The organism is Paenibacillus sp. TC-CSREp1, assembly GCF_050171015.1.
GTDB lineage: Bacteria > Bacillota > Bacilli > Paenibacillales > Paenibacillaceae > Paenibacillus > Paenibacillus silvae.
On the sequence record NZ_JBNOKM010000009.1, the window covers coordinates 81,309 to 97,159 of the forward strand.

General features: G+C 47.6%; 18 protein-coding genes and 1 pseudogene. 12 read left to right on the top strand and 7 right to left on the bottom strand.

The window, feature by feature from the left end; translation table 11 throughout:
* Positions 1-69 precede the first annotated feature (69 nt).
* Complete coding sequence (locus ACQSGY_RS15150) at positions 70-666, bottom strand: helix-turn-helix domain-containing protein (protein ID WP_184179785.1); 597 nt, start codon at positions 664-666, stop codon at positions 70-72.
* A 471-nt stretch (positions 667-1,137) separates the two neighbouring features.
* On the opposite strand from ACQSGY_RS15150, the pseudogene ACQSGY_RS15155 reads away from it, so the two are divergent.
* From ACQSGY_RS15155 to ACQSGY_RS15170, 4 genes and pseudogenes are all read left to right on the top strand, one after another.
* Positions 1,138-1,542 (top strand): annotated as a pseudogene (locus tag ACQSGY_RS15155) (phage holin family protein); the annotation flags it as partial.
* A 322-nt stretch (positions 1,543-1,864) separates the two neighbouring features.
* Positions 1,865-2,152 (top strand): Dabb family protein, encoded by a 288-nt coding sequence (locus tag ACQSGY_RS15160; protein WP_111273028.1) that lies wholly within the window; start codon positions 1,865-1,867, stop codon positions 2,150-2,152.
* A gap of 174 nt (positions 2,153-2,326) precedes the next feature.
* A complete protein-coding gene (locus ACQSGY_RS15165) occupies positions 2,327-2,782 on the top strand; it encodes a DUF86 domain-containing protein (protein ID WP_427052497.1) in 456 nt (151 codons plus the stop codon).
* 17 nt (positions 2,783-2,799) lie between these two features.
* Positions 2,800-3,738: a DUF4261 domain-containing protein gene (locus ACQSGY_RS15170; protein ID WP_427052498.1), complete on the top strand. Its 939-nt coding sequence runs from the start codon at positions 2,800-2,802 to the stop codon at positions 3,736-3,738.
* Between the two features lie 58 nt (positions 3,739-3,796).
* On the opposite strand, the gene ACQSGY_RS15175 is transcribed toward ACQSGY_RS15170, so the two are convergent.
* Positions 3,797-3,925 carry a hypothetical protein gene (locus ACQSGY_RS15175; RefSeq protein WP_427052499.1) on the bottom strand — a complete coding sequence of 43 codons (129 nt, stop codon included), beginning with the start codon at positions 3,923-3,925 and terminating at the stop codon, positions 3,797-3,799.
* On the opposite strand from ACQSGY_RS15175, the gene ACQSGY_RS15180 reads away from it, so the two are divergent.
* From ACQSGY_RS15180 to ACQSGY_RS15200, 5 genes are all read left to right on the top strand, one after another.
* A complete protein-coding gene (locus ACQSGY_RS15180; RefSeq protein ID WP_427052500.1) occupies positions 3,924-4,379 on the top strand; it encodes a YtxH domain-containing protein in 456 nt (151 codons plus the stop codon). The two genes, ACQSGY_RS15175 and ACQSGY_RS15180, sit on opposite strands and share 2 nt — an antisense overlap.
* Before the next feature lie 288 nt (positions 4,380-4,667).
* Complete coding sequence (racE, locus tag ACQSGY_RS15185) at positions 4,668-5,474, top strand: glutamate racemase (protein ID WP_289374267.1); 807 nt, start codon at positions 4,668-4,670, stop codon at positions 5,472-5,474.
* 226 nt (positions 5,475-5,700) lie between these two features.
* The gene (locus tag ACQSGY_RS15190) at positions 5,701-6,939 is read left to right on the top strand and encodes a M14 family metallopeptidase (protein WP_427052633.1); all 1,239 of its coding nucleotides are present in this window, start codon (positions 5,701-5,703) and stop codon (positions 6,937-6,939) included.
* A gap of 207 nt (positions 6,940-7,146) precedes the next feature.
* Positions 7,147-7,449, top strand: a complete 303-nt coding sequence (locus tag ACQSGY_RS15195) for a heme biosynthesis protein HemY (protein WP_090920458.1) — start codon at positions 7,147-7,149, stop codon at positions 7,447-7,449.
* Positions 7,450-7,470: 21 nt separating this feature from the next.
* Positions 7,471-7,692 (top strand): DUF1450 domain-containing protein, encoded by a 222-nt coding sequence (locus ACQSGY_RS15200; protein WP_427052501.1) that lies wholly within the window; start codon positions 7,471-7,473, stop codon positions 7,690-7,692.
* Between the two features lie 112 nt (positions 7,693-7,804).
* Here ACQSGY_RS15200 and ACQSGY_RS15205 read toward each other — a convergent pair whose 3' ends face one another.
* On the bottom strand, positions 7,805-8,251 hold the full coding sequence (locus tag ACQSGY_RS15205) for a hypothetical protein (protein ID WP_427052502.1): 447 nt from the start codon (positions 8,249-8,251) through the stop codon (positions 7,805-7,807).
* A gap of 160 nt (positions 8,252-8,411) precedes the next feature.
* Here ACQSGY_RS15205 and ACQSGY_RS15210 point away from each other — a divergent pair, with 160 nt between their 5' ends.
* Together ACQSGY_RS15210 and ACQSGY_RS15215 are read left to right on the top strand one after the other, a co-directional pair.
* Entirely contained in the window at positions 8,412-8,693 is a 282-nt protein-coding gene (locus ACQSGY_RS15210) for a hypothetical protein (protein WP_289374261.1), read from the top strand.
* Positions 8,694-8,827: 134 nt separating this feature from the next.
* Positions 8,828-9,658 carry an aldo/keto reductase gene (locus ACQSGY_RS15215; RefSeq protein ID WP_427052503.1) on the top strand — a complete coding sequence of 277 codons (831 nt, stop codon included), beginning with the start codon at positions 8,828-8,830 and terminating at the stop codon, positions 9,656-9,658.
* 476 nt (positions 9,659-10,134) lie between these two features.
* On the opposite strand, the gene ACQSGY_RS15220 is transcribed toward ACQSGY_RS15215, so the two are convergent.
* From ACQSGY_RS15220 to ACQSGY_RS15235, 4 genes are all read right to left on the bottom strand, one after another.
* Entirely contained in the window at positions 10,135-10,866 is a 732-nt protein-coding gene (locus tag ACQSGY_RS15220; protein ID WP_427052504.1) for a DsbA family oxidoreductase, read from the bottom strand.
* 79 nt (positions 10,867-10,945) lie between these two features.
* Positions 10,946-11,377, bottom strand: coding sequence for a cytidine deaminase (locus ACQSGY_RS15225; protein ID WP_427052505.1), 432 nt, complete (start codon positions 11,375-11,377; stop codon positions 10,946-10,948).
* Between the two features lie 30 nt (positions 11,378-11,407).
* Positions 11,408-13,429, bottom strand: coding sequence for an LTA synthase family protein (locus ACQSGY_RS15230; RefSeq protein ID WP_427052506.1), 2,022 nt, complete (start codon positions 13,427-13,429; stop codon positions 11,408-11,410).
* Between the two features lie 293 nt (positions 13,430-13,722).
* Positions 13,723-14,874 carry a THUMP domain-containing class I SAM-dependent RNA methyltransferase gene (locus ACQSGY_RS15235; RefSeq protein WP_188593297.1) on the bottom strand — a complete coding sequence of 384 codons (1,152 nt, stop codon included), beginning with the start codon at positions 14,872-14,874 and terminating at the stop codon, positions 13,723-13,725.
* Between the two features lie 291 nt (positions 14,875-15,165).
* Between ACQSGY_RS15235 and ACQSGY_RS15240 the strand changes: the two genes are divergently transcribed.
* The gene (locus tag ACQSGY_RS15240; protein WP_216513242.1) at positions 15,166-15,798 is read left to right on the top strand and encodes an O-methyltransferase; all 633 of its coding nucleotides are present in this window, start codon (positions 15,166-15,168) and stop codon (positions 15,796-15,798) included.
* Positions 15,799-15,851: the final 53 nt, after the last annotated feature.

The window sequence follows — 15,851 nt, forward strand, 5'->3', positions numbered from 1 at the left end:
CTTGTATTTAAAAAGGCTTTGTCTTCCCTGAGGGAGACAAAGCCTTTTGGCTGTTCGCTGTTTTTGTAATTATTGGTTCCGGTGATCTTTCAGAATGATATCTGCGAACAAAATAGTTTTCGGAATGCGGAAAAATTGCTCCGCTTGTTCCTGAAACGCGGCAGAAGGCAGCGTTCCCTGATGCAGCCATTTGCGGAAAGTGCCGGGGTGAACCCCGATCCAGTGGCTGACATCTGTCACCGACAAATCATGGACCATACACAAGCCAGTCAGAATACGGTTGCTCACCGGGGAGCGGGTGACCGTTCGCTTCATAAAGCGCGATGGCTCGGGTTGACAGATAACAGGACTGTTACGCACGACTTCTTCATTGAAGAGAATATGGCGCGGATAGCCAAGCAACTGACAGGTTTTGTCCAGATTGGTGCTGCCGGGTATTCGCCCTTCATACACCCACGCGCTTACACTGCGTGAGGAGATCGAGAGATCTTCGGCGAGCTGAGACAATTTAATATCGTTGGCCATCAGCACGGCAAGAAGAACACGATTGCGGATTTGACAGCGTGTCGGTTTACGGAACCGCTTGACACGGACACCTTTTCCCAAATATTTACGGTTGATCAGAGACCACGCCTGGATGGAATGTTGTTCTGGTTGATTAGGCATATTTCCTCCGATTTTTTTTAACCAAATACTACAATAAAAAAAGAGGCACTTCAAGTGTCCCAGTTACCTGATTTAAAACCGAAAGTGCGTGATGTCAGATGAAAGAGGGAACTATGAACTAGACTTCACGCTAAACACATCCTAGTATATTCCTAGATTACAATGATTCACTAAAAATGATGGAATGATTTGTGCGGTATTTAAGGATAAATGATTCTGAAGAACTATTTATGGGTCTTTGGGACTTTTATGTGTTTTTTGCTGACATCACGCTGTTTTTGTCTCGGTATTCTCATTCGTAAACATGCTTTTTTTTAATTTGAAATGACTCTGATATGCGCAAATCTGAAATGATAAATCCGCATCCTCAGTAAGGCAGTTGAACTGTCACAATCTCTCATTCTCACATATATTGTAGAGTACTCCAAGCGAAGTTGAAGGGTACCTCGGAGAAAAGAAAACAAGGGAGAGGTGAGGAACGTGAGTCCAGCGGTGAGTACGTTTACTGCCATTTCAGGCGCGTTTATAACATTTGCTTTTGGAGGCTGGGATCAGCTGCTTAGTTTGCTTGCAATCGCTATGGCTGTTGATTATGTTACAGGTCTGGCGGCGGCTGTGAGGACGGGAACGGGACTCAATAGCAAGATTGGCTTCTGGGGGATCGCGCGTAAGGGATTGATGTTGACGGTTGTTCTGCTGGCTCACCGAATTGATCTGATCATGGGAACCGACATTATCAAAGGAGGGGCTATTTACTTTTATCTGGTGAATGAATTGATCTCAATTACTGAAAATTACGCCAAAATAGGATTGCCCCTGCCGAACAAGCTTAGACAGGCCATAGCTGTGCTTAAAAAACAGGAGGAACAAGGGCGTTTGCCTGACCGCGAATGGGCCAAGCCGGGGCCGTCTTCCACAAATCCTTCTTCAAATACAGAAACGGATACAGAACATGTTGTTGGAGCACCCCCCAATGAAGGGGAGAAACAGAGAAATGAAGAGGAAAAACCAGAGAACGGGAAGGCGCCTTCTGCTGCGCAGCCGGAATCCAGGAAGGGATCGCCGGATTAAATTTGTTGGTGTCAGGAAAACGCATGCAGGCATCCTTTCGTATTAGAGAGTGTTATGATATATTTTGGATACACGAAACATTGCAAGAACATCCAACTATATCAAATCAAACGAGGTGTTTGGCCAGATGATTAAACATATTGTCCTGTTCAAAATGAAAGATCGCTCTGCGGAAAGTATTGAAGCTGCTGCTCAGGTTCTTCGTAATCTGGAAGGCAAGATTGATGTGCTGATCTCACTTGATGTAGGGATTGACGTCCTGCGCTCAGACAGATCATTCGACATTTCTTTAACTGCGGAGTTTGCTTCACTGGAAGATCTTCAGGCGTACCAGGTTCACCCGCTTCATCAGGATGTGATCAAGTATATGAACGAGGTTAGAGAGCAATCCATTGCTGTTGATTATGAGTTCTGATCAGTCAGACATCTTACTACGGGTTTAAAGGGGAATCTGCATGAGCGATTTAAGAGACGTTATGGAATTTCTATATATTTTTATCGTGTTTCTGATCGCTTGCCCTGTTATGATCTTCTGGCTCAAGCGCAGAGGCAAACGAAATCGATAACTCACTGAACGGGAAGTGAATGAATGTATTATGTGAACAGGGAACAGATCGCCCGCCGGCTTCAGGCCGTACCTGAGGTGGCTGAAGGCCTCAGGCATGCTGTACAGGCATGGGACGGTGGTCTGGTGTTAGGAATGGTACAGGAGCGCTGTCTGCATCTGGCTATCGAAATTGTGACCGATGTGGGCAGTTATCTCATTGACGGCTTCATTATGAGAGATGCGAGCAGTTATGATGATATCATTCAAATTAACTACGAAGAAAAGGTGTTTGATGAATCTACGTATGACGTTTTGCGCGAGCTTGTCTTATTGCGTAAACCGCTCGTACAAGATTATTTCAGCTGGCAGCGTGAAGTGCTGCATCCGCTAAGCGCAGTTTTGCCGGAAATTTTGGAACAATTTTCTGACCAGGTCAGCGTTTATGTGGAAAAAGAACTTGGTCCTTTTCAGGGAAAAGAAGGCCAAGGGCCAGAGTAAGGAATGAGGGAAGCAGTATGGGAAATGAAGAATTCAAAGAAACCAAGGAATCTAAAGAATCCAAGGAATCGAAAGAAACCATCTCAGGTCGTGAAGGGGATGAGCTGTCTTCAGGTTTTCACCCCGTATACATGGTTGAATTTCTGTTCAGAGAGCAGCCGGAAATAAATCGGGATGTGCTGCAGGAGGCATTGATTAAACGCACAGGACAAGGCCGACTGGATGTCAAGCAGGGGGAGAACGAGCAGGACTCGCAAGAGATGCTCCTTTTCTATCATATGGCCCATAAGGTTGCTTTTCAGGAAGGCAGCATTCCGGCTCAGACCTGTATTCTTCCGGTACATGAGATTAAAGAGCGCAAGCGTTTTGCCGGGGCACTGCAGCAAGCCTGGCATTGGCCTGAGGCGGGACAAGCTGTAGCTTCTGCGAGGTACGCCATTCGTATTCACGATTTGTTTACGGCTGCCATGCCGCGCAAGAAACGTTTGGCTCTTTTCCAGAAGGCGGTACTGGCTGTATTGGATACGTTAGATTGTGATGCACTTTACTGGTATGGCAGCGACAAGCTCGTTGAGCCTGCAAGTTATGTCGAGTCGCAGGAACGTGAGGAGCACCTCTATGCAGCGATGAATGTGCGGATGTATCAGGCCGGAGGTACGGAAGAGCAGCGTGAATTAGTGATGGACACGGTAGGTTTATCAGCTCTCGGTGTGCCGGATGTGCAATGCCACTTCACGGGCCTTGAGCCGGATACAGTCGCTCAGACGCTGCTTGGCGCTGCATATTACATATTTGATCAGGGAGATGTGCTTCAGGATGGTCAGACATTAGGCTCATCCGGTGGACGTCGCTGGCGCTGTGAGCATCAGAGTGCTTTAATCGCACCAGGGAGATATGTCATTGATCTGGATCCGGGAGAAGAGCATGCTGTGCCTGTACAGCAGTCAGCCCGATAAAATGAAATAGCAATGGGCAGTCTAAGTCAGAGCAGGATAAGTTCACTTTTTTTCCAATTCAGAGTGTCAGATCAAGCCCTTCATGCTTATAATGCATCAACAGGGTAGGCATTAGCCCAGGGAAGCGGTACGTTGTGCTGCTGTGCAGACCGATGCCTAAATCAAACTTGAAGGAGAGATGAATCATGAAAGATTCGAACAAAAGCTTGTTATGGGGTGCTTTGATTGGCTCGGTTGTTGGTTCAGTCACTGCACTGCTGCTTGCACCGAAAACAGGACGTGAGCTTCGCAAGGACATCACGGACGGCGCTCGCCAAGTATCGGATAAAGGGCAGGAGCTGGCTTTCAAAGTTGGGGAGCAAAGCTCGCACCTCGTATCCAAAGTCAAGGAAACAGCAGATGTGGTTATCAAGGATATTCAGTCCTGGCGCTGTTCTTCGGATGGCAAGGAAATCCGGATCTCGGCCACAATTACGGATACAGACAAAGTAGAAGAGCATGCGCAAGGTCAAGCTCGGTCTGAGGAGATTCAGTCTCAGGAACAGGCGCAAAATCTGGCTCCAGAAGCTGTATCGGAAGAGCGGGAAACGGGTAATGTTGTTCAGCTTCCTGTAACTGACGAGTCCAAAGCCGAGAATTAAGAAGCTTGATTGGATATGAGCAGGCTTTCCCCGTTGCGGAGGAAAGCCTGCTTTGTTGTGTGTCCATTGCCCTGCATGACAGCAGGCTGTACGGATTGAAATTTGAACACGACGATGAAATCGGGTAAGATGTAGGTACCTTTTTGCCGATAATTTCATAGATTAGTCAGAAAGCTTTTGTGGTGAGTAATATAGGTAGAAGGCTTTTGGCATGTGTAACAGGTGCAAGTTTTTTTGATATGTGTTATGACTCAGAATGAATTTAATGAAGAAGGAAGCGGTGTGTTCGTGCAGCAAGCTATTGCTATATTAGACTCCGGTGTAGGGGGATTGACGGTTGCAAAGGAAGTGATGCGTCAGCTCCCGCGGGAAAAGATCATTTATTTTGGGGATACTGCCCGAACACCGTACGGACCCCGTTCGTCCGAACAAGTGAAACAATTTACGGAGCAAATCGTTGATTTTTTGATCCAGTTCAATCCGAAAGTGATCGTTATCGCCTGCAATACCGCGACAGCCGCCGCACTGGAATATATTCGGGCCAAGGTGAATGTGCCTGTGATCGGTGTGATCCACCCAGGGGCAAGAGCGGCCATTATGGCAACCCGGACCGGGCGAATTGGCGTGATTGGAACGGTAGGTACCATCGGAAGTGGAGCATATACATCGGCACTCAAGCAGCTGTCTCCATATGTGGATGTGGTCAGTCAGGCTTGTCCGGCGCTGGTGCCGCTGGTGGAGCAGGGTGAATTTCGTTCCGAACACACAACCCGTACGGTGGATCAGGCGCTAGGAGATATTAAAGGGCAGCCGATTGACTGTCTGATTCTTGGCTGTACACATTATCCGTTTCTGATGGATACCATTCAGGATGTGATGGGGCAGGACGTGAAGCTTATTAGCTCAGCTGATGAAACAGCAAGGGAAATCAGTACGATATTGTATGATAAACGCAAACTGGCCAGTGGGGATGAAACGCCTGTGCATCAATTTTTCTGTACAGGTGATCCACGGATGTTCCAGAACATTACAAAGCAATGGCTCGGGGAACAGATTTCCAAGACACCTGTCGTCTGGCAGGTTACGCAACTGTAATAATATGTTTTTGATACGTGCTTCAGCTATTTTCGGACCTGTCCTTACAGGTCCGTTTTTTTGTTTTCCAGTGGTGCTCATGTTTTCTGTATTCGTAATGTGATCGCCCCAAAGAAGTCTGCGAACGATGTCACATGACGGACAACCGGGCATGCATACGTATAATACAGACACGGTCAGGCAAGAACCAGGCAGGGAGAGTCGAGTCCGTGGGAAGGGGAAAAATATGGAACTGCAATGGATTATCGTGAACACAGGAGATACACTGCCGCGGATTGCTTCCGCATATCGGATGACCGAGGAATTGTTATGTGCACTGAATCCTGAAGCTGCTGCTCAGCCCTATCTGCTTGCTGGTCAGATGCTGCGTGTGCTGCCAGGGACGGGACGCAGATATGCTGTGCCCCCTGGAGAGTCTGTACACCAAACTGCGCAGCGTTTCGGGTTAACGGAGCATGAGCTGCGTGAGCAGAACCCCGAACTTGCGGGTATACAGGATTGGAGCGGCTGCTGCATCCATATTCCTGAAGCCGGGGGAGACAGAGTTGTGAATATCAAGGGCGAATATGGATATCGTGAACTGATGCAAGACATACAGCGATTGGAGGCGCGTTATTCCTGCATTAAATCAGGCTCGATCGGTACAAGTGTGATGGGGAAAGAGCTGCCTTATGTACGAATCGGCAATGGCCCGCGTCACATTCATGTGAATGCCTCTGTGCATGCCAATGAATGGTTGACTTCACCGGTGCTGATGAGATGTATCGAAGAATATGCTGCTGCCTATCATTCAGATGAAATGTGGCATTCATCCGATCCGAAGCGCTGGATGCAGGAAACGACGTTGTGGGCCGTGCCTATGGTCAATCCAGATGGGGTGGAGCTGGTTCAGGAGGGTGTGGTGAATCATCATATGTATGCGTCCCGATTACTCGAATGGAACGGCGGTCGTGCACACTTCACGCATTGGAAGGCTAATATCCGCGGAGTGGATCTTAATGATCAGTTCCCGGCTTATTGGGAAGAGGAGGTTGCGCGCAGAGGGGTTACTTCGCCTGGACCTCGGGATTATGCGGGAACCGCACCGCTAACGGAACCGGAGGCACAGGCGCTTGTGCAGTGGACACAGCAGCATGATTTTGCAGCAGTGGTTTCCCTGCATAGTCAGGGGCAGGAGATCTATTGGAATTACAGGGATCTGGAGCCGAGAGAGAGTGCGCCACTGTCGCGCAAGCTTGCCAAAGCTTCAGGTTATAAAGCCGTGAAGCTTGGCAGCAGCGATGCCGGGTATAAGGACTGGTTCATTCAGGCATTTGGAAAGCCAGGTTTTACGGTAGAAGTAGGTCTCGGTGTGAATCCGCTGCCTGTGGAGCAGTTCGATGACATCTGTGTGGAAGTAGGCAGGCTGCTGACAGCCCTGTTATCCCACGGGTCACGTGAAGAAGGGAGCTCTGATAGGAGATGAGCGGGGAAAGAGGTGTATTGGCTTGGACAACAACGGACGCCGTGAACGGTGTTCGTTGTTTGTTTTTTTTATAACAAGTGGCATTCTGTAGGTTATTCACATCAATGTTATTGCGATTAGCTGCAACTTTCTTTACAATAGATGCTGGAGTCTAAATGAATGCTGAAATTGTTGAAACCAGCAATGACAATATAGGAGATGAATCGAATGAACTGCAAAATTACTCGTAACGCAGCGAAAGTGTTGAAGCTTGAACTGGACAAGCCGGAGAACGAAGGTAAATTATTGCGTGTTGTAATTACACATGCACACGGAGATCACGCTCACTACGGACTTGATCTGGATACGCCTGGAGATAACGATACCGTGGTGTCTACAGATAAAGGCATTGACGTTATTTTGGAAAATGGTCAGCCTATGCTGGATGGCGTCAAAATTGATTACCTCTACTTGCCTCAGGAAGGGTTTGTGATCACAAATCCATCCAAAGGTAACCACGGCGACCACTAAGGGAGCAAAGAAGGGGAAATCATGGCTAACGATATCCGCGTATGCGAAAAATGTAATTATATTCGATTGAAGTCGATCGTGCCCAAGCTGGAGAAAATGGCGCCAGGCACAGAGATCAAGATCGGCTGTAAATCTTATTGCGGCCCGTGTGCGAAGCGTGCTTTTGTTTTCATCAATGGCCGGTATATCAGTGCTCCTACAGAAGAAGAAGTGCTGACGAAGGTTGCAAAGTTCATTAAGTAACCCAAAATCGGATATGCTGGATTCACCGGGGTATCAGCAATAAGTGGATGTTCCATATCTCGCGAAGGAGGGGCTTATGCCTCTCCTTTTTTTGCATTGTGGCTTTGTTTTTTCAGCCTCTGTTTTGATGGACATCTTCATCGGAATGGAGCAAAAATAGCTGAAAGGTATTCTCCCGAATTTCGATGGCAACTCTGATATCTCCTTTGTTCAGAATGTGCATATGGCCCAGGCGTTCCTCCTTCAGTTCCACCCAACCAGCGTCATGCAGCTTTTGGAAATAATCAACTGGAGGATACAGCCCCTGCTCACCTCCAATATGTTTCAATTCATAAGTTTCGCTAAGTTCCAGTGTGGGGTGATCGGAATATGCTTTGGATTCAATGAGTTTGGCATTGGCGGGTACGGGAATATCCTTATGCAGAGCTGATGAGGTGTACCCTTTAATCTCGTAAGTTGAGGCTGCGGGGCGCTGAGTCCAAAATATAAAAAATAAAAATAACAAAATGAACAGTATCGATACAGTTAGCAGACGTAAACGAAATCCTCTTGTGCTCAAGCTGCATTCCTCCTTGTTCTTGTTCTCATACACTCTTCTGTCTTTTTAACGCATTTTTGCCGGATAAAGTTTGATCAAGATTTCAAAAAAAGAATAAGGGAGGCTTATACAACCCATGCTAAAAGGGTAACAGGAATATGATTCCGAGGAGGAATAACTCATGCCAAAGCGTTATGATTCCAGTTTGCAGGCAGATACGACCGTATCTCAGGCGCAAAATGCGGTGAACAAGCTTCACTATGCGGTTTCTCAGGCCATGTCACATCCGACACTGCAGACCATTGTGCAAGCAGAGCAGCGCCTTGCACATACCGAGCAGGCGATGCGTCAGGCAGAGCTCTCCCTGGGAGGGCAGGGTTTTGAGTTGGCACAGGAAATGTTCATTGAGGAGAAGAAGAGATTGAATTCTATCCAGAATCAGCACGGGCAAGGGGAAAAATAAAATGTTTCTGTTACAACGAACCTGCAGGCCATTGGCCTGCAGGTTTTCTTTTTTTATTGGGGACATACGCTTAAATTTTTGTCAGAAGGTTAATAGAGCAGAGAGCAGGCAAAAATCAATACGGGAGGTACAGGATGACAAAACATATCACGGATTGTACAATTCTGAACAACGGAGTGACGATGCCATGGCTTGGAATAGGGACGTATAAGGCAAAGGGGAAGGAAGTTCAGCAGGCGGTAGAGACTGCGCTGGAGGTTGGCTATCGGAGCATTGATACCGCGTCGGTCTATGGGAATGAAGAGGAAGTGGGACAAGCTATCGCGAGCAGTGGCGTTGCCCGTAACGAGCTCTTTGTAACGACAAAGCTATGGAATGATGACCAGGGCTTCGATTCCACGCTACGAGCTTTTGAAGCCAGCCAGAAGGCGCTTGGCCTGAATGTCATTGACTTGTATCTGATTCACTGGCCTGGGCGGGATCAGTACAAAGAGACGTGGAGAGCATTTGAACGTTTATATAGTGAAGGAAGTGTGCGTGCTATTGGTGTAAGTAATTTTCAGGTGCACCATCTGCGCGATCTGATAGATGAGGGCGGTACGGTGCCTGCAGTGAATCAGGTGGAATTGCATCCGGGCCTGATTCAGCAGGAATTACAGGATTTCTGCGGAGAACAGGGGATACAGCTGGAGGCTTGGAGCCCGATTATGAAAGGCAAGCTGAATCAGGATTCGACACTCAAGGGTCTGGCCCAGAAGTATGGCAAAACACCAGCTCAAATCATTTTACGCTGGGACATTCAGAATCGGATTGTGACCATTCCCAAATCGGTAACGCCTGAACGGATACGGGAGAATGCAGATATTTTTGATTTTGAGCTGACGCCGGATGAGCTGAGACAGATTGATGCGCTGGATGCAGACAAGCGTACAGGACCGCACCCGGATCAGTTATTCTGGGATTAAGGGGCGAAGTTAATTATCTAATATGGATGGACGTTGGTGGAGGCCCCGGTCACGAATTGTTCTTTCGATCGCTGTTGTATTCAAATTTCCTTGATTGAAGTTTATTGAGGGTTGGAAATTGAGCTTCTGAAGGTAGGGAGCAGGAACAAAACGGAGGGCTTCGCTTTCTGTTTTGTTCTGCTTGGGGCGCTTGATAGCAAATATTAAGGACAGCTACACAGCAAATTAATAATATAAGAAAAAGCAGTAGGGTCATGAAGATATATCTCATGATCCTGCTGCTTTTTTAGTTATATAAGTTGAACGATTTATTTACACGTGAACGGAGAGGACAGAAAAAACCTGAAAAAGCGGAGCGGTCGCCTTTATCACCGGATTTTCCCTTTGGAAAAGGGAATCCAAAAAAATCTGGGGATAACAGCGATTGGAAGGTTGTTCTGTCATCGGAGTGGATTGTATAAAATTTTTAGTTCAACTTAATTAGATGGTTTGTTTGGCGGGATTTCGCAGCCCTCGTCTGTGCATACACCGCCATCTGTAGTGGCATCTGCAGATTCAACGATCGTGAATGGGGAGTGCTCATCCCATGCTTTCTGCAGCGCATTCAGGAACACTTCATCGGGCTGTGCGCCGGAAACGGCAAATTTGCGATCCAGTACGAAAAACGGGACACCTTGAATGCCGAGCTGTGCACCTTCTGCTTGATCAGCACGAACATTTTCAGTGAACTCGTCACTGGACAAGACGGCAGCTGCGGCATCGCGATCCAGTCCCACTTCCTGAGCCAGATCAGCTAATACCTTATGGTCCCCTGCGTGTTTTCCTTCAATAAATATGGCCTTGAACAAGCGTTCACTCAGTTCAAGTGCTTTGCCTTGCGTGTCCGCCCAATGAGTCAAGCGATGAGCCGCAAAGGAGTTCGTAGGAATCATGGCATCAATGTTGTATTCCAGACCAGCAGTACGGGCGTTGGCATTCATCTGTGCGTTCATTCCCCGAGCCTGCTCCTCGGTAATGTTGTACTTGGAAGAAAGGTACTCTGTGTTTGTTTTACCGCTGTTCACTTCCGCATTGGGATCAAGCTCAAAGCTTTTGAACTGCAGCTTCACTTTGTCCCGGTGAGGGAATTGCTCCAGCACATTTTCCAGACGGCGTTTGCCAATATAACAGAAAGGGCACATAAAATCGGACCATACTTCAATATTCATTATATTTATAACCTCCATTATGTTCAAAAATGAAACAATTATAGTTACAATTATAAAGTGGCTTTCAACAATTCGCAAGTTAATCGTGTTTATTGTGATAAGCCTTGGACCAATGATCAGGCTGGAGTTCATTTAGTGTTTTGAAAATAAGCTGTCCGTCGGGGTCGTATACTGCCGCTTTAACTTCCTCCCCCCAGTAAAAGAGGCGCTCCTGACAGATGCCGCAAGGTGTGAGTACCTTGAATGCGGAATGCTCATCATCACGTGCAATGCAGAGGGAGTGAGTAACGCGCTCATTTAATTTGTGAGCCTCCAGGTAAGCTCCGGTTTCCATACATAGATGTACAGCATCATTGATGACTTCCGGTGCCACGCTAATAAGCAATGAACCGGCATCTGTGTATACAGCACCCGCTCCACCCCATCCCTGGGGATAACGCTGCTGAACAAATTCGGCGGCGGCATCAAACAGTTTCTGTTCTATATCATGTGAATGGGTATTGGATGTCATGTAGTGATATACTCTCCTTTTTGTTGCGTATTAATGGTTTTCCTCGCGAAATTGTTGAATCAGGTCATAGGTAATCAGAGTGTCGGAAACATGCAGACGCTTCGAGGCCTGATCGAAACCAGCTTTGCAGGCGTTGATATCCGTAGTTTCGTGTGTAGACAGATCATAACAGGCCCCGCTTGTGTAGATGTAATCATCTGAGGGAATGTAGAATACCTTGCCATCCGTGAACGAGCCGTTACGCAGTACGACCATGCGTTCTGAGCCATCGTACACGTTGTTCCCCATATGGTAATAGGATTCATCGGATATTCCAAGCAAATGCAGCACTGACGGTGTAATATCCAGCTGTCCGGCGGGTTGTTCGAACGTGCCTGCTTCCGCTCCGTCCGGTAAATGTACCAGCAGGGGTACTTCGTTCATAATCTGGGCCATATCCAGATCATTCAGCTGGCGTCCGAGAAATTGTTCGTATAAAGGTTTGTCTTTGATGGAGTTGTCGTGGTCACCGTAGAACATGAAGATCGTTTTCTCCCATAATCCGCGATTCTTCAAGTCCTCTACCATACCGCCTAGCGCCGCATCTACGTAATGAACGGACTGCAGATAATCCCCAAACATAGTGCCCTGGAATTCACCCACATCAAGCTGCTGCTTATCCTTGGGAAGAGAGTAAGGGTGATGACTGCTTAGTGTGATGAGGAACGAGTAAAAGGGCTCCTGGACCTCACTGCTCATTTTCTCTACAGATTGACGGAAAAAGGATACGTCCGATAAAGACCAGCCAAGCGGGTCGTCTTCAACAAAATCATTTTTACTGTAGAACTTGTCGTACTTCATATTTTGATACATCGTATATCGGTTCCAGAAGCTGCTCTCATAGGCGTGAAATGCATTGGTGCTGTACCCCTGATCCTTCAAAATAGAAGGCAGCGAGTCATACGTATGATCCGGATAACGAACAAACGCAGATCCTGCCGAAAGAGGATGCAGCGAGATGTTGGCACCAAAGTCAGCATCCGATGTTCTGCCCTGTCCGGTCTGATGATAGAAGTGACTGTAATATTGGCTTTCTTTCATCAATTCATTAAAATGCGGAGTAATCTCCTGACCGCCAATGCTTTGGCCGATCATGAAATTCATAAAGGCTTCGCCCTGCACAATAATGACATTGCTGTCTTTATATTTTCCAAACAAGGCCTGACTGTGCTGTGATGCATTTGACTTCTGTCGATCTGCAAAATAAGCCTGCACCTGTTCAACATCGGCTGGATCAGCTTCAGTGCCGGAACCAATGTTGTCCTTGACATAAGAATATACATCGTAGCCATGAAACGCGAGCAGTCCGGTCACATTGTACATGGATACATTCCACCAGTTGTTATCAAACAGGCCTTTGGCCCAGGTTTTGCCGGAATAATAGATGGGTCCTGCGCCAAGGCTCAGTCCCAATACAAGTGTTATGCTGCCTGCGAGCAGGCGGCGGTGAAGACGTTTCTTGCGAGAAGCAGAGGATGCATATGTTGCAGAAGAGTTGTCTCTATATCCTCCGTTATAGCTGCTCGTGTACATTCCTGAGTTTTGACCAGAACGAACGCGTTTGCTGAACAGCATGATGACTGCAAATGGAATGACTAGCAGAAGGTCGGCAAAAAACCAAACATCACGCGCATAGATCAACGTTGCGATACTCTCGCCAAGGGAGTCCACCTGCCGGGCCTGTAACAACACCGGGACCGTAAGGAAATCCTGAAAGTAGCGATAATAGACCATATCGGCATAGATTAGAGCGGTGAGAAGCAGATGAAGGACAGCAAGGGCTGCAATCATGCCTCTACGCGGCAGCCACCAGACCCAGAATGACAGGAGCATAATGGATCCGATCGCAATGACTTTATCAAGTAGCCCCATCGTAATGTTGTAGGCATGCAGATTATGATGCAGCAGCATCAGTTTAAGCAGAATGAGTATGGTGAAGATGACATATAACGTCAATGGATGACGCAGAAGCCCGCGCGTTCCGGAGCTGCGCATCGGCCGAGTAACAACCATGTTATTTCCCCCTTGAGTAGATAGGATAAGTGGATAAGATATGATAAGTAGATTGAGCAAGTTTATAGGATGAGTAGGTAGAATAAGTAAATAGAATAATGCCGGATGTAAATGAAAATAAAAGAGAAACATGTTCGCTTGTTTTGTTAACGCAGTGTAAAACAGGACTTCATATATTATAGCGTGACCGCCTGGCATTTCAACTAGGCTTGTCATAACCGCCGCCTTTTCACGAACAAAGCAAAAAACGCCCGGGCCGACAAAGGCCTGAGCGTTTCGACATATAGTTTGTTCTAGGCTTGGGTTGTTTTGTTGCGCGGAGGCAATGGACCCAGGTATTGATAATATTGGGTTTCGATCCGTCCGTTAAACAGCTTGCGGCGCTTGTCCGCTTTGTGTCCGAAGTATTCTTCAAATGCTTTGGTGGAAGTGATTGCAAAAAATGACCATGTCGGCATTTCCAGATAAGTACGTCCGAGGGAACGGAGCAGCTTCTGTACTTCCTTTTCTTCACTCAAACGTTCGCCATAAGGCGGGTTGGTAATAATAACGCCATACTCTCCCTGAGGTCTGGCCCGGTGTGCAGGCAGTACGCTGACTTCAATATCTTTGGCAAAGCCTGCGCTTTTGATTGCGGCCTGCGCAATCTCAATAGCTTCAGGATCAATGTCACTGCCAGCGATCTGAAGTGGAACGTCGTCACGAACGGCATCAAATGCTTCTTCCCGTGCTTGTTCCCACAGCTCCGCAGGAATGATGTCCCAGTTCTCTGAATTGAAGGTGCGGCGAAGACCTGGTGCGATGTTCCACCCAATCATAGCTGCTTCAATCAACATAGTACCTGAACCGCAGCATGGATCGTAGAACGGGCGGGACACATTCCAGCGGCTGAGCTGAATCAATGCTGCTGCGAGCGTTTCTTTCAGCGGAGCTTCTGTAACGAGTTTGCGGTATCCGCGTTTGTGAAGTCCCGGCCCTGTCGTGTCCAGCGTGATGAGCGCGCGATCATTCAGCAGAATGACCTCGACGACATAACGTGCACCATTTTCAGGAAACCATTCCGTGTGATGTGTCAGCTTGAGCTTCTCGACAATCGCTTTTTTGACGATACCTTGAGATGCAGGTACACTGCTCAGCTGGGACTTCTGAGAGCGTCCTTCCACCGGGAACTCACCGTTCGCGGGAATCCATTCTTCCCAAGGCAGTGCTTTGGTACCCTCAAACAATTCATCGAAGGTGGTTGCAGGGAATTCACCCATGTTGACTAATACGCGGTCCGAGCTTCGCAGCCACAGGTTACAGCGGCAAATATCAATGTAATCTCCTGTGAAAAATACTCGGCCGTTATCGACCTTGACATCGTCATACCCCAGCTGCTTCAATTCTCGGGCAACAACGGCCTCAAGTCCCATCGCAGAGGTTGCAATCAGTTGCAATCGAGCCATGTGATTCATTCAACTCCATTTCGCGCCGCAGCAGGCTTACCCTCTGGCAGCGATATAGTAACGGTGCGGCCTTGCCGCTTTCCGTGAAAAAACTTACAATGAGTAATGCGGTCTGCGCCGCATCAATTTCAATGCAGGTGATGCCGTGTTCATTATTCTGTGTTGGATAACAAACATTCATTATAAAACATTGGCAACCATATGAAAAGCAGTACCAAGGTATTTATATAAACAACAGTACCAGGGTATTGATATGGAAAGCTGTCCAAGTATCCAAGGAGGAACTTCGTGGTGAATCTGACCCCTGACGAATATGTAAATCAATTATTTCAAGAGGATGAGCTTTTGTTAAAAGTAAAAGAAGCTATTCGGGCGAATGGCATGCCCGAGGTTTCAGTTGCGGCGGCTTACGGTCGTCTGTTAACCTTTCTGGCCAAAACCTCGAAGGCTGAAGCGGTGCTCGAAATCGGTGTGCTGGGCGGGTACAGCGGCATCTGTCTGGCTCGTGGATTAAGTGATGGAGGAACCCTGACCTCTCTCGAACTGAAAGAAGAGTACGCAGCGATGGCTCGCGGACATCTGGAGGAGGGAGGTTTTGGTGATAAAGTGGAGTACCGGATCGGGCCTGCAGCAGACAGTCTGGAGCAATTGGCACAGGAGGGACGCACCTTCGATTTTTTCTTTATTGATGCAGATAAAGAAAATTATCCGGTGTATCTGGATTACGCGATTCGGCTTGCGCGTCCAGGCGCAGTTATCGTAGGTGACAACTGCTTCCTGCGCGGGCGCACGCTCAATCCGGACAAGCAGGGTCCAGCCGTGCTTGCTGTTCGCCGCTTCAACGAACAGATGGCGAGTGATCCACGTCTCGTCACGACTATGCTGCCTGACTACGATGGCTTGGCACTCGCTTGGGTGAAGTGAATTTTGGGTTAATTTACTTAGAATAGTTTACAAAAAATCCTTTGATATATCCT

Coding starts and splice junctions, on each gene's coding strand:
- ACQSGY_RS15150 (WP_184179785.1), bottom strand. CDS start 666: ATGCCTAATCAACCAGAACAACATTCCATCCAGGCGTGGTCTCTGATC.
- ACQSGY_RS15160 (WP_111273028.1), top strand. CDS start 1,865: ATGATTAAACATATTGTCCTGTTCAAAATGAAAGATCGCTCTGCGGAA.
- ACQSGY_RS15165 (WP_427052497.1), top strand. CDS start 2,327: ATGTATTATGTGAACAGGGAACAGATCGCCCGCCGGCTTCAGGCCGTA.
- ACQSGY_RS15170 (WP_427052498.1), top strand. CDS start 2,800: ATGGGAAATGAAGAATTCAAAGAAACCAAGGAATCTAAAGAATCCAAG.
- ACQSGY_RS15180 (WP_427052500.1), top strand. CDS start 3,924: ATGAAAGATTCGAACAAAAGCTTGTTATGGGGTGCTTTGATTGGCTCG.
- ACQSGY_RS15175 (WP_427052499.1), bottom strand. CDS start 3,925: ATGATTCATCTCTCCTTCAAGTTTGATTTAGGCATCGGTCTGCACAGC.
- ACQSGY_RS15190 (WP_427052633.1), top strand. CDS start 5,701: ATGGAACTGCAATGGATTATCGTGAACACAGGAGATACACTGCCGCGG.
- ACQSGY_RS15195 (WP_090920458.1), top strand. CDS start 7,147: ATGAACTGCAAAATTACTCGTAACGCAGCGAAAGTGTTGAAGCTTGAA.
- ACQSGY_RS15200 (WP_427052501.1), top strand. CDS start 7,471: ATGGCTAACGATATCCGCGTATGCGAAAAATGTAATTATATTCGATTG.
- ACQSGY_RS15210 (WP_289374261.1), top strand. CDS start 8,412: ATGCCAAAGCGTTATGATTCCAGTTTGCAGGCAGATACGACCGTATCT.
- ACQSGY_RS15215 (WP_427052503.1), top strand. CDS start 8,828: ATGACAAAACATATCACGGATTGTACAATTCTGAACAACGGAGTGACG.
- ACQSGY_RS15220 (WP_427052504.1), bottom strand. CDS start 10,866: ATGAATATTGAAGTATGGTCCGATTTTATGTGCCCTTTCTGTTATATT.
- ACQSGY_RS15225 (WP_427052505.1), bottom strand. CDS start 11,377: ATGACATCCAATACCCATTCACATGATATAGAACAGAAACTGTTTGAT.
- ACQSGY_RS15230 (WP_427052506.1), bottom strand. CDS start 13,429: ATGGTTGTTACTCGGCCGATGCGCAGCTCCGGAACGCGCGGGCTTCTG.
- ACQSGY_RS15235 (WP_188593297.1), bottom strand. CDS start 14,874: ATGGCTCGATTGCAACTGATTGCAACCTCTGCGATGGGACTTGAGGCC.